General features: G+C 67.8%; 13 protein-coding genes. 5 read left to right on the forward strand and 8 right to left on the reverse strand.

Annotated elements, in window-relative coordinates; translation table 11 throughout:
* Positions 1 to 65 precede the first annotated feature (65 nt).
* Complete coding sequence (locus tag PSV23_RS07890) at positions 66 to 548, forward strand: hypothetical protein (protein ID WP_300467617.1); 483 nt, start codon at positions 66 to 68, stop codon at positions 546 to 548.
* Here the strand turns inward: PSV23_RS07890 and PSV23_RS07895 are convergent.
* The 5 genes from PSV23_RS07895 to PSV23_RS07915 all read right to left on the reverse strand — a co-directional run bounded on the left by PSV23_RS07895 (position 545) and on the right by PSV23_RS07915 (position 5432).
* Positions 545 to 1474, reverse strand: a complete 930-nt coding sequence (locus PSV23_RS07895; RefSeq protein ID WP_300467619.1) for a 2-hydroxyacid dehydrogenase — start codon at positions 1472 to 1474, stop codon at positions 545 to 547. The genes PSV23_RS07890 and PSV23_RS07895 overlap by 4 nt on opposite strands.
* Before the next feature lie 79 nt (positions 1475 to 1553).
* On the reverse strand, positions 1554 to 3221 hold the full coding sequence (gene ettA / locus PSV23_RS07900; protein ID WP_300467621.1) for an energy-dependent translational throttle protein EttA: 1668 nt from the start codon (positions 3219 to 3221) through the stop codon (positions 1554 to 1556).
* Between the two features lie 198 nt (positions 3222 to 3419).
* A complete protein-coding gene (locus PSV23_RS07905) occupies positions 3420 to 3788 on the reverse strand; it encodes a hypothetical protein (protein ID WP_300467623.1) in 369 nt (122 codons plus the stop codon).
* A 117-nt stretch (positions 3789 to 3905) separates the two neighbouring features.
* Positions 3906 to 4517 carry a TIGR02466 family protein gene (locus PSV23_RS07910; protein WP_300467625.1) on the reverse strand — a complete coding sequence of 204 codons (612 nt, stop codon included), beginning with the start codon at positions 4515 to 4517 and terminating at the stop codon, positions 3906 to 3908.
* Positions 4518 to 4673: 156 nt separating this feature from the next.
* Positions 4674 to 5432, reverse strand: a complete 759-nt coding sequence (locus PSV23_RS07915) for a tRNA1(Val) (adenine(37)-N6)-methyltransferase (RefSeq protein ID WP_300467627.1) — start codon at positions 5430 to 5432, stop codon at positions 4674 to 4676.
* A 116-nt stretch (positions 5433 to 5548) separates the two neighbouring features.
* Between PSV23_RS07915 and PSV23_RS07920 the strand changes: the two genes are divergently transcribed.
* Positions 5549 to 6580 (forward strand): polyprenyl synthetase family protein, encoded by a 1032-nt coding sequence (locus tag PSV23_RS07920; protein WP_370461023.1) that lies wholly within the window; start codon positions 5549 to 5551, stop codon positions 6578 to 6580.
* Positions 6581 to 6586: 6 nt separating this feature from the next.
* Here the strand turns inward: PSV23_RS07920 and PSV23_RS07925 are convergent, their stop codons facing one another.
* The 3 genes from PSV23_RS07925 to PSV23_RS07935 all read right to left on the reverse strand — a co-directional run bounded on the left by PSV23_RS07925 (position 6587) and on the right by PSV23_RS07935 (position 8665).
* Positions 6587 to 7003 (reverse strand): type II toxin-antitoxin system VapC family toxin, encoded by a 417-nt coding sequence (locus PSV23_RS07925; RefSeq protein WP_300467629.1) that lies wholly within the window; start codon positions 7001 to 7003, stop codon positions 6587 to 6589.
* Positions 7000 to 7395: a hypothetical protein gene (locus tag PSV23_RS07930; RefSeq protein ID WP_300467631.1), complete on the reverse strand. Its 396-nt coding sequence runs from the start codon at positions 7393 to 7395 to the stop codon at positions 7000 to 7002. The genes PSV23_RS07925 and PSV23_RS07930 overlap by 4 nt, the downstream gene beginning before the upstream one ends.
* Positions 7396 to 7459: 64 nt before the next feature.
* Positions 7460 to 8665 (reverse strand): pyridoxal phosphate-dependent aminotransferase, encoded by a 1206-nt coding sequence (locus PSV23_RS07935; protein WP_300467633.1) that lies wholly within the window; start codon positions 8663 to 8665, stop codon positions 7460 to 7462.
* Between the two features lie 86 nt (positions 8666 to 8751).
* Here PSV23_RS07935 and PSV23_RS07940 point away from each other — a divergent pair, with 86 nt between their 5' ends.
* From PSV23_RS07940 to PSV23_RS07950, 3 genes are all read left to right on the forward strand, one after another.
* Positions 8752 to 9789: a hypothetical protein gene (locus PSV23_RS07940; protein WP_300467635.1), complete on the forward strand. Its 1038-nt coding sequence runs from the start codon at positions 8752 to 8754 to the stop codon at positions 9787 to 9789.
* Between the two features lie 6 nt (positions 9790 to 9795).
* On the forward strand, positions 9796 to 10512 hold the full coding sequence (locus PSV23_RS07945; protein WP_300467637.1) for a TVP38/TMEM64 family protein: 717 nt from the start codon (positions 9796 to 9798) through the stop codon (positions 10510 to 10512).
* A 200-nt stretch (positions 10513 to 10712) separates the two neighbouring features.
* Positions 10713 to 11753, forward strand: coding sequence for a rod shape-determining protein (locus tag PSV23_RS07950; RefSeq protein WP_055832642.1), 1041 nt, complete (start codon positions 10713 to 10715; stop codon positions 11751 to 11753).
* Positions 11754 to 11852: the final 99 nt, after the last annotated feature.

Consider the following 11852-nt stretch of genomic DNA (forward strand, 5'->3'; position numbering starts at 1 on the left):
CGCGACACGACCGGGGAAACGGGCGTACACTGTCTGATCCCGTGGAACCCGGCCGGAGAGACGCCATGATCCGCACCGCCTTCGCCTCGTCAGCCGCGCTTGTGGTGCTCGCCGTGGCCGGCGCCGCAGCCGCCCAGACCCCGCCGCCCGGCATGGCCGGCATGGGCGGTCCGCAGACCCTGGAAGCCATGCAGGCGCGTCAGGACCAGATGTTCGACCGCCTCGACGTCAACACCGACGGCATGATCACCGGCAATGAGCTGGCGGTTCTGACCCAGCCGCCGATGAACCAGGCGGGCGGACCGCGGATGCGGTCGATGATCACCCGCGCCGACGCCGACCGGAACGCCCGCATCAGCCGCGACGAGATGCGCAACGCCGCCGCCGCCCTGTTCGCCAGCCTGGATGCCGATCACGATGGTCTCGTCAGCCCGACCGAGCGCGCCGCCATGATGCCCGCCGCCGCCGCGCCGGCGCCCGCGCGGATGACGGTCCCCTCGACGGTCCCGGCCGACCAGACCGGCATGGACGTCCCGAACGGCGGCTAGTCCGGCGTCGGAGTCTTCAGCGGCTCGCCCGCGAAGGCGGCCGTCAGGTTCTGCATCAGCAGCATCAGCATGCCCTGCACGGCCTCGGTCGTGGCGCCGGCCGTGTGCGGGGTCAGCACCGTATTGGGCGTCTCGGCCCAGCGGGCCACATCCGTCGGTTCGTCCTCGAACACGTCCAGCGCCGCCTGACCCAGCCGGCCGTCCTTCAGGGCGGCGATGAGGGCGTCCTCGTCGACCAGCTGGCCGCGCGCGACATTGACCAGCAGCCCCTGCGGTCCCAGCGCCTCGATGACTTCCCGCGAGATGAGGCCGATATTGCTGTCGTCGGCCTTGCAGGCCACCACCAGAATGTCGCTGTCCCGCGCCAGTTCGAGCAGGGAGGCGGCGCGCGGCCAGGCGGCGGTCTTCTCGCGCGGCCCCCACCATTTCACCGTCATGCGCAGGGCCTCGGCCCGGCGCGCCACGGCCTCGCCGATGCCGCCGAGACCGACGATCCCGACCCGCTGCCCGTGCAGCGACGGCGTGATCATCTTCGAATCCACGGTCCATTCGCCGGCCCGCAGCGCCCGGTCTCCGGCCGCGATCTGCCGCCGCGCGGCGAGGATCAGGCCGATGGCATGGTCGGCCACGTCCTCATGGTTCACCCCGGGCGCATGGGTGACCGGCAGGCCCCGCCCCCTGCACCATTCGGTGTCGATGCGGTCATAGCCCGAGGTGAAACAGGCGATCAGCTGCAGCTTCGGCAACTGTTCGATCAGCGCCTTGTCGAGCGGGAACTCCCCGGCCACGACCAGGGCCCGGATCTCGGCCTGCGCCTCCAGCGGCGGCCCTTCCCAGAAGCGGTAGACGGTCCACTGGCTCTCGAGAAAGGCTGTCAGCGGCGCGAGATGCCGCTGCATGATGAGGAGGGCGGGGCGGTCGGTCATGCGCCGACACTAGTCCACTCGCGCCCAATGAAAAACGGCCTCCCGATGGATCGGAAGGCCGTTTCTCGAAGAGTTGGGTTTAGCGCCCGAACTTCTGGAACTTGATCCGGTGCGGGATCAGGCTGTCGACGCCCAGACGACGCTTCTTGTCTTCCTCATAGGCCTCGAAGTTTCCTTCGAACCATTCCACGTGGCTGTCGCCCTCGAAGGCCAGGATGTGGGTGGCCAGACGGTCAAGGAACCAGCGGTCGTGGGAGATGACCACGGCGCAGCCGGCGAAGCCTTCCAGGGCCTCCTCGAGGTTCTGCAGCGTCTCGATGTCCAGGTCGTTGGTCGGTTCGTCGAGCAGCAGCAGATTGCCGCCGGTGGCCAGGGTCTTGGCCAGGTGGACGCGGTTGCGTTCCCCACCCGACAACTGACCCACCTTCTTTTGCTGGTCGCCGCCCTTGAAGTTGAAGCTGCCGACATAGGCGCGGGTGTTGATCTCGCGCTTGCCGACCATCATCACGTCGGTGCCGCCCGAGATGACTTCCCAGATGGTCTTGTTGGGCTCCAGGTCGTCGCGGCTCTGGTCGACATAGGCCAGCTTGACCGTCTCACCGACCTTGATCGTGCCGGCGTCGGGCTGTTCCTGGCCCGTGATCAGGCGGAACAGGGTCGACTTGCCTGCGCCGTTGGGCCCGATGACCCCGACGATGCCGTTGGGCGGCAGTTTGAAGGTCAGGTCCTTGAACAGCAGCTTGTCGCCATAGGCCTTCTCCAGCCCCTCGGCCTCCAGCACGACATTGCCGAGGCGCGGGCCGGGCGGGATCTGGATCACCGCGTGGGTCTGGGCCCCGCGCAGGCTCTCCTGTTCGTCGACCATCCGCTCATAGGCGGCCAGACGGGCCTTGGACTTGGCCTGACGGGCCTTGGCGCCCGAGCGGACCCATTCCAGTTCGCGGGTCAGGGCGCGCTGGCGGGCTTCGGATTCCGACTGCTCCTGCACGACGCGCTTGGTCTTGGCTTCCAGCCAGCTGGAATAGTTGCCCTCGTGCGGGTGGCCCTTGCCGCGGTCCAGCTCCAGCGTCCACTTGGTCACCAGATCCAGGAAGTAGCGGTCGTGGGTCACCAGGATGACGCAGCCGGGGAAGGCCTCGAGGTGATGCTGCAGCCAGGCCACCGACTCGGCGTCCAGGTGGTTGGTCGGTTCGTCAAGCAGCAGCATGTCGGGCTTGGACAGCAGCAGCCGCGCCAGGGCCACGCGGCGCTTCTCACCGCCCGACAGATTGGCGGTCGCCCAGTCGTCGGGCGGGCAGCGCAGGGCGTCCATGGCCATTTCGATGCGGCTGTCGATGTCCCAGACGTCGCCGGCGTCGATCTTTTCCTGCAGGGCCGTCATCTCGGCCATCAGCTCGTCGGTGTATTCCTCGGCCATTTCCATGGCGATGGCGTTGAAGCGGTTGACCCACTGCTTCTCCTCGCACCAGGCCTCGACGTTCTCGCGGACGTTCAGGCTGTCGTCGAGCTGGGGCTCCTGCTCCAGATAGCCGCGCTTGATCCCTTCGGCGGCGCGGGCCTCGCCGGTGAACTCGGTGTCCAGCCCGGCCATGATCTTCAGCAGGGTCGACTTGCCCGAGCCGTTGACCCCGACGACGCCGATCTTGGCGTCGTTGTAGAAGCTCAGCCAGATGTTCTCGAAGATCTTCTTGCCGCCGGGAAAGGCCTTGGTCAGGCCCTGCATCTGGAAAATATATTGCTGCGCCATGAGGTGCGGTGCGCCTTGTCGTCCGGGGTTCAGGGGAGATTGGCGCGGGATGTAGCCGCCCGCCGCCAAGAGGGCAAATGAGGCGGGAATAGTGGCGCCTTCGGCGGTGACCCGGGAACCGCGATCCCTGACCGGCATTGACCGCCGGACCCGCCATTCAAGCCGCAGGTGCGCCCTTCGGCGCCTCGCGCCCGCGGCTCACCCCAGGCGGATCGGCCAGAATGCGCCGGGCGGGGAGTCGGGATCGGGCAGGTAGAGGGCGCCGAGGTAGGAAACCCCGAGCCAGAGCGAGGTCCACAGGCCCCACATCACCATCGCAAGAGGGATGTCGGTCCCGGCGTCTCCCGCCGCGTCGATCTGACCTATCAGCCCGACCGCCGCCGCCGCCAGGGCGGTCGCGTAGACGACGATCCGCGACCACGGCCGGCACGCCAGCAGCGCCGTGGCTCCGATCACCAGCAAGGAGCCGGTCAGCAGCCACGGAAACTGGGGCACCCACATGCCGATGACCATGTGGAAGCCGCTGTAGAGCAGCAGGATCACGCCGGTGGCGCGGGGGAGGAACATGACCGGGTCAATCGCGAAGGTCTGAACAAGCGTCCGTCCATGTTGCGCCGACAGTCTTTATCGTTGCCCTAACCCACAGGCTTAACGCCGCGGTCTCGCCCCGGCCGGCCGTTCGGCTCAGGCGTAGTTGAAGCTGACCGATATCCGCTCGCTCTTCGCGGCGTTCGGCGGCACCTCATGACGCAGCCAGCTCTCCCACATCAGCACCGTGCCGGCCTGGGGGGCCAGATAGACGAACGGCTTCTCGGCCTCGGGCGCATCGGCGTGGACGCCCGGGCGGGCCATCATCATCGGCAGGCGGGGGTCTTCCAGCTTCAGGGCCGAGGCGCCGTCCGGCACCTCGACATAGACCGTCCCGCTCAGGAAGGCGTGCGGGTGGATGTGGCTGCTGTGGCCGCCGCCGGGCTTGAGAATGTTGACCCACAGACTGTCCAGCCGCGGCTTGCGCGCCAGATCGAAATTCAGCGCCTTGGCATAGACGAGGGCATGCCGGTCGAGATGGCGTTTCAGCTCGGCGAACTCGGGCATCCGGTGCGGCAGGTCGGCCAGCGAACCATAGGAGGTATAGCCGCGATACCCGTGCTCGCGGCACCAGGCCCGCCCGGCCTGATCCTCGAGGGCGAGGATGCGACAGGCGTCGGCCAGCGCGGCGTTGAAGGCCGCGAAGCCGGGGCCGGTGGCCAGGGAGGCCTCATAGACCTGGGTGACGAAGAGGGGGCGCAGGGACATGGGGAAATCTGAGTGGCTAGTGGCTAGTGGCTAGTGGCTAGTGGCTGGTGGTGAGTGATGAGCAAACCGGGTTCGGGCCGACGCTGGCCGCTCCTGGGACAACCACTAACCGCTAATTGCTCACTAGCCACTAGCCACTAGCCACTAGCCACTCCTTCACCACCCCAGCGCCGCTTCCCCCCGCAGGATCGCCTCCGCCTCCGCCGTATGCTTCGCTCCGCCACGTTCATGCAGCACCAGCGGCGGCAACAGCCTCAGCGGCGCCTTGCCCGTCCGGATCGCGCTGACCAGCACGCGCCTGGCGGGTTCATCCGCATACGGATGAATGCCGCGTACGGCGAACGATCCGGCCTTCTCGCTCAACAGGATCAGCAGGTCGGCCAGCCGGTCCGCCCGGTGGATGACCACGACCCGGCCGCCCTCGCGCACGCCCTTCAGCAGGAAGTCCGTCCACGCCTTCAGCCCGTCGTCCGCCATCCAGGCCCCGCGCTTGCCGGGCGCCGGCGCCCTCAACGCCCCCGGGTCGTCGAAGAAGGGCGGATTGGACACCGCCCAGTCGAAGGGTGCGATCTCCAGCGTCCGGAAGCCCGCCGCCACGTCGCCGGTCACGATCGTCGCCTCCGCCCCGTTCAGCGCTGCATTCTCCCGCGCCAGCGCCGCCATGGCCGGATCGCGCTCCAGCCCGGTCAGGCGGACGCCCCGCCGCCGCGCGGCGATCTGCATCAGCACCGCGCCGGCGCCGCAGCCCGCCTCCAGCACCCGCTGCCCCGGCGTCGCGTCCACGGCCGCCGCCAGCAGGGCCGCGTCCATGCCCGCGCGATACCCCTTCGCCGGCTGGCGCAGGCGGACGCGGCCGCCCAGCAGGGCGTTCTCGACGATTTCGACGCCGTCGGATTGAGATGGTGCGGCGGTCACGCGGCTTGACCCTTCATGGCCCGATCACCATTGTGCGCCGCATCGCCGCCCGGCAAGGCGGCGGCTGGATTTTCCGGTGCGATCCTCCCCCCGCGCCGCGCCGAGTGAGTTTTCCGTTGGACGCTGTCACCGTCGCCGATCCCCGCTCGAAGGGAGACGTCGAGCCGCTGGTTCGGCTGGCGAAGGGCGACATGGCGGCCGTCGACGCCCTGATCATCGCGCGGATGCAGTCCCAGGTGCCGGTGATTCCCCTGCTGGCCGACCATCTGGTCAGCGCCGGCGGCAAGCGGCTTCGTCCCCTGCTGACCGTGGCCGCCGCCAGAGCAAGCCAGGACGGGGCGGCGGGCGCCACGGGCGACATCACCGCCCCGGTCAAGCTGGCCGCCGCGGTCGAGTTCATCCACACCGCCACCCTGCTGCACGACGACGTCGTGGACGGGTCCAACCTGCGCCGGGGCAAGACCGCCGCCCATCTGATCTGGGGCGCGCCGTCCAGCGTCCTGGTCGGCGACTTCCTGTTCGCCCGCGCCTTCGAGCTGATGGTCGAGACCGGCCAGATGCGCGCCCTCGGCATTCTCGCCCGCGCCTCCAGCGTCATCGCCGAGGGCGAGGTGCTGCAGCTGACCCGCGCCCACGACCTGAATCTGGATCAGGAAACCTATCTGCGCATCATCTCGGCCAAGACCGCCGAACTGTTCGCCGCCGCCGCCGAAGCGGGCGCGGTCGGGGCAGGGGCGGGCGAGAAGGCCGTTCAGGCCCTGCGCGCCTATGGCCTGAACCTCGGTCTGGCCTTCCAGCTGGCCGACGACGCCCTCGACTACGGCGGCGTGTCCGAGGAACTGGGCAAGAACGCCGGCGACGACTTCCGCGAGGGCAAGGTGACCATGCCCCTTCTGCTGGCCGCCGCCCGCACGCGCGGCCGCGAGGACGCCTTCTGGGACCGCACCATCAACAAGGGCCAGCGCACCGAGGACGACTTCCGCCGCGCCCGCGAACTGGTCGTCGGCACGGGCGCCGTCAGCGCCACGCTCGACACCGCCCATCAATACGCCGACGCCGCCAAGGCCGCGCTCAAGGGCCTTCCCGCCGGCGAGTGGCGCGCCGCCCTGGAACAGCTGGCCGACTTCGCGGTCAGCCGCGCGGCGTAAGCGGCTTCAACAGGCGATTGCTGCAACCTGACCCGATGCGGCGAAGTCCAGAAGGGGACGGTCCCGCGTCATAAGTCGGTAGCCCATGGCACGCGCCGTCGCTGCGATGATGCGATCGGCCGGATCGCGCAAAAGCGGACCGGGAAGCTGGGACGAGGCTATCAGGATGTCCGGCGTTAACGGGGCCAGATCGACGCCGAGGTCCAGCACCTGCTCAAACCAGTTCGACGGCGGCAAGCTAAGGATCAGGCGTCCCCTGGAGACCAGAAGGCCGATTTCCCAAGCCGTGATGGGCGACACCAGAACCTGTGTTCCAATCTCCTGGGCTTCCTGCAGCGCCGCTTCGCTCTCCGGTCTGAATACGGAACCGGCCTGTAGCCAGATCACAGCACAGGTATCCAGCAGGATGGGCCGAGCCTTCACCGCTCGGCATCCCAGGCCTCTCCGGTCGGGGCGGTGATATCCACGCCCTCGGGAATGGTCACCGTGCCACCCAGCTGTGCCCGGATGCGGTCAAGGAATCCGATGCTGCGCGCGGGGCGGACCGCGGTTTTCATTGGGGCCGGAGTGGTGTTCGACTTCCGGAACACCAGCCGCCGCGAACCCATGTCAACGCGTTCGGTGATGAAGCCTGCCGCGAGCCATGCCTTGGTCATTACATTGTTGGACGGGTTGTTGCTCCACCACGCTCGAATGCCGCTGGCCTTTTCCGGCAGAGGGAAACCGAGCACCCGCTCGATCTCGCTGAAACTCATAGGCACTTCCTGAGCGCGTTGCGCCGACAGAAACTGTGTTAGCGGCTCATATTTGGACATGGGTCACCTGCTCGTCGATGACGAGATCAAAACACACTGTGTGTTTATTTCAAGGTGTAAGTTTTTACCTCAGCCCGGCGCAGAACCGCTGGATGCGGCGGCAAGCCTCCTCCAGCACCGTCTCCGAGGTCGCATAGCTGATGCGGAAATACGGGCTCAGGCCGAAGGCCGAGCCCTGCACCACGGCCACGCCCTCGGCGTCCAGCAGCGCCGTCGCGAACGTGTCGTCACCGTCGATCACCACGCCCGTTTCCGTCGTCTTGCCGATCAGCCCCTCGATCGACGGATAGACGTAGAAGGCCCCCTCGGGCGTGGCGCAGCGGATGCCCGTCGCCTGGTTGAGCATCGACACGACCAGATCGCGCCGCGCCTCGAAATGGGTCGCCCGCTCGGCGATGAAGTCCTGCGGCCCGTTCAGAGCCTCGACCGCCGCCCACTGGCTGATCGACGAGGGGTTGGACGTGGTCTGCCCCGCGACCTTGCGCATCAGGTCGATCAGAGGCTTGGGCCCGCCGGCATAGCCGATGCGCCAGCCGGTCATGGCGTAGGCCTTGGACACCCCGTTCACCGTCAGTGTCCGCTCGTAGAGGTCGGGCGCGACCTGGGCGATCGTCCTGTAGTCGAAGTCGCCGTAGATCAGGTGCTCGTACATGTCGTCGGTCATCACCCAGACCTGCGGGTGGCGACGCAGCACCGCGGCCAGGGCCTCCAGCTCGGCGCCGGTATAGGCCGCGCCGGTGGGGTTGGACGGGCTGTTCAGGATCAGCCATTTCGTGCGCGGCGTGATCGCCGCCTCCAGCGCCCCGGGCTTCAGCTTGAAGCCGTCGGCCTCGTGCCCGACCACCCGCACGGGCTCGCCGCCCGCCAGCAGCACCATGTCGGGATAGCTGACCCAGTAGGGCGCCGGCACGATCACCTCGTCGCCGGGCGACAGGGTGGCCAGCAGGGCGTTGTAGATCACCGTCTTGCCGCCCGGGGCGACATGGATCTGGTTCACCGCATAGGTCAGGCCGTTCTCGCGCGCGAATTTGGCCGCCACGGCCGCCTTCAGCTCGGGCAGGCCGTCGACGTCGGTGTATTTGGTCTCGCCCCGGCGGATGGCCGCGATGGCGGCCTCCTTGATGTTCTCGGGCGTGTCGAAGTCCGGCTCGCCGGCGCCCAGGCCGATCACGTCGCGGCCCTCGCGCTTCAACTCCCGGGCGCGGGCGGTGACCGCCAGGGTGGCCGACGGCTTGACGCGGGACAGGGCGGCGGACTGCAGGCTGGACATGGGAGATTCTCGCGCGGGGAGGCGAGGGTTGTTTACGGGGGCCACAGGGTGCGTGCAAATGGTGAAGCCGAAACGAGGAGCTGACCATGACCCTGATCGCGCTGGCCCTCGGGGCGATTCTGGGCATGCAGGATCCGGACATCCCGCGCGACTGCCTCGACGATGACCACAACAATCGCTGCGACGCCGAGGTTCTTGCGCGCAGTCGCGCGTTGCTGAGTGTCGCGTCGATCGAGGACGAGGCGGGCTCCGGAGCCGAGGTGTATCGGACCTTCTTCGTCGACGGCTATGGTCGGGACCAACCTGTCGTCAGTTTTGAACGGCGGTCCGGCGGATCGCCAATGGTCGTGGTGCGCGGTCAGGAAGGACGTTCGGCCAACGCGCCCGTGCACCTCGAGGTCTGGGAGAGGGTTCGGGATCAGTCACGCTTTGCCGACCGGCTGCTCGTAGCCACCCCCTCGGACAACGAACGGCTCTGCCTTCACTCTTGGGTGGCGACCGTCGAGATGGCCAACTCACAGGTAGATTTCGAGCCTGTTCCGGTGCGTCGGAGAACCGAGAACGCCTGCAGCCGCGGACTGACGCTCGATTTCGCCTTTGATCTGGCCACGCTGGCGGTCCAGGCCATCCCGGCATGCAAGGCCTTGGAACTGCCCTATCGGAACGACGTCGCCAAACTCGAATCCTGCCTGACCCTGCAGGGTGACCTTGTCGCGGCCGCGACCCTCATGAACGAAAAGGGGCGCGTCACCGGGTTTGGCGTTCAGGAAATCAGCGAGACCGATTGGTCCCTTTGGGTCGGGCATGCCAATCAGAATGCTCGTCTGGATTGGAACGGGGAGATCATTCAGGAAACCAACAGCTTTGGGCCGGGAGATTCCTTGCCGCGGACGATCTCGGAATTCATGACCGGTCAAGCGAGCCGTCTGGGGGGCGTGCACGTGGAAGTCCGGACAGTCGGGGCTCTGAGTTCATCGTCCGGATGGATCGAGGGAGCCGTCATCCACTACCGCGACCATAAAACCTACAGGGCGGCCTCCCGTCAGGAATGGGTCCGGCTCAACGGATTCGACTGGGCGCTCAAATCATGGACGGTGGGACCGTTCGCGCCCGTGGCGGATTGAGTGCAGATGCGCCGCCTCCTCGACTTCATCCTCAACATGGAGGCCCATCGCTGGCGGGCCGTGCTGGCGACGGCGCTGCTGCTCGGCGCGACGGTCACCCTGCTGGCGGTCGGCAAGAGCCAGCTGGGGCTGGCGGCCGAGGAGAATCTCGAGGCCTGGCTGCAGGGTTATTCCGGCAGTCCCTGGGCCTTCGCGGCCACGGTCATCCTGTTCATCGCCGCCGCCTTCATCGGCGCGCCGCAGTTCATCCTGATCGCCGCCTGTGTCGTCGCCTTCGGGCCGTCGCTGGGCTTCTTCTACAGCTGGGCCGCCACCGTCATCTCCGCGGGCGTCACCTACTGGATGGGACGCGGGCCGACGGCGCGGCTGGTCGACCGGTTCGGCGGCCGGACCATGGGCCGGCTCAAGGGTTTCGTCGGCAAGAACGCCTTCTACGCCAGCTTCATGATCCGCAACGTGCCCTCGGCCCCGTTCATTGTCGTCAACATGGCCTTCGGCGCGACCCGGGCGTCGTTCTGGCGCTATCTGGCGGGGTGTGGCCTGGGCATCCTGCCCAAGACCGCCCTGGTGTCCTTCTTCGGCGGGGCGGTGGTTTCGGCGGTCAGCGGCGACGGCGTGTGGACCTCGCTGATCCTCGCCGGGGTCGCCGTGGTGTGGCTGGGCCTGATGCTGGGCGTGCGCGAGATGGTGAAACGGCGCGAGGCCGCGTCGGGCGCCGACTGAACCGCCGGTCACGGCTTCGACAGCACCGCTTGGAAGGGCTTGTATTCGCCCTCGCACACGGGCAAACGAGCCGTAAGGTCGGTCAGGCGATAACGATCAGGAGGCGGTGCGTGGGGATGCGCATGGCCGGGGCGTCGCCGAAACGGATCGAGACTGACTAAACGCCCCTCCAAGGCCCGAACGAACGGTATCCCGGACCCATGTTCTCCAGCATTTTCGGCGCGATCTCCAACGACATCGCCATTGATCTCGGCACCGCCAACACCCTGATCTATATGAAGGGCAAGGGCATTGTCCTGAACGAACCGTCCGTGGTCGCCCTGCGCAACGTCGGTGGGCGGAAGATCGTCCACGCCGTGGGCCTCGAGGCCAAGCAGATGCTGGGCCGCACCCCGGGCCACATGGAAGCCATCCGTCCCATGCGCGACGGGGTCATCGCCGACTTCGAAGTCGCCGAGGAGATGATCAAGCACTTCATCCGCAAGGTTCATAACCGCAAGGGCTTCGTGAACCCCAAGGTCATCGTCTGCGTGCCGTCGGGCGCCACCGCCGTCGAGCGCCGCGCCATCAACGATTCCTGCCTCAACGCCTCGGCCCGTCGCGTCGGCCTGATCGACGAGCCCATGGCCGCCGCCATCGGCGCCGGCCTGCCGATCCACGAGCCGACCGGCTCCATGGTCGTCGACATCGGCGGCGGCACCACCGAGGTGGCCGTGCTGTCGTTGTCGGGCATCGTCTATTCGCGCTCGGTCCGCGTCGGCGGCGACAAGATGGACGAGGCGATCATCTCCTACATGCGCCGCAACCATAACCTTCTGATCGGCGAGACCACCGCCGAACGCATCAAGAAGGACATCGGCACCGCCCGCATCCCGGCCGACGGCGAAGGCCTGTCGATCGACGTCAAGGGCCGTGACCTGATGCAGGGCGTCCCGCGCGAGGTCCGCATCTCCGAACGCCAGGCCGCCGAGGCCCTGGCCGAGCCGGTCTCGCAGATCGTCGAGGCCGTCAAGGTCGCCCTGGAAGCCACACCGCCCGAACTGGCCGCCGACATCGCCGACAAGGGCATCATGCTGACCGGCGGCGGCGCCCTGCTGCGCGGCCTGGACGCCGAGATCCGCGATCACACCGGCCTGCCGGTCTCGGTCGCCGACGATCCGCTGTCGTGCGTCGCCATCGGCTGCGGCCGGGTGCTCGAGCACCCGCGCTGGATGAAGGGCGTGCTCGACTCGGCCCTCTAGGGGTCAGGTCGAAACATCGCCTTGAATCCCTGCCATCACGGGGTTCGCGCCGGTTCCCAACGGGCCCGGATTTTGCGATAGGCTGCAGACGTCGGCGGG

Source organism: Brevundimonas sp. (assembly GCF_029946145.1).
Classification (GTDB): domain Bacteria; phylum Pseudomonadota; class Alphaproteobacteria; order Caulobacterales; family Caulobacteraceae; genus Brevundimonas.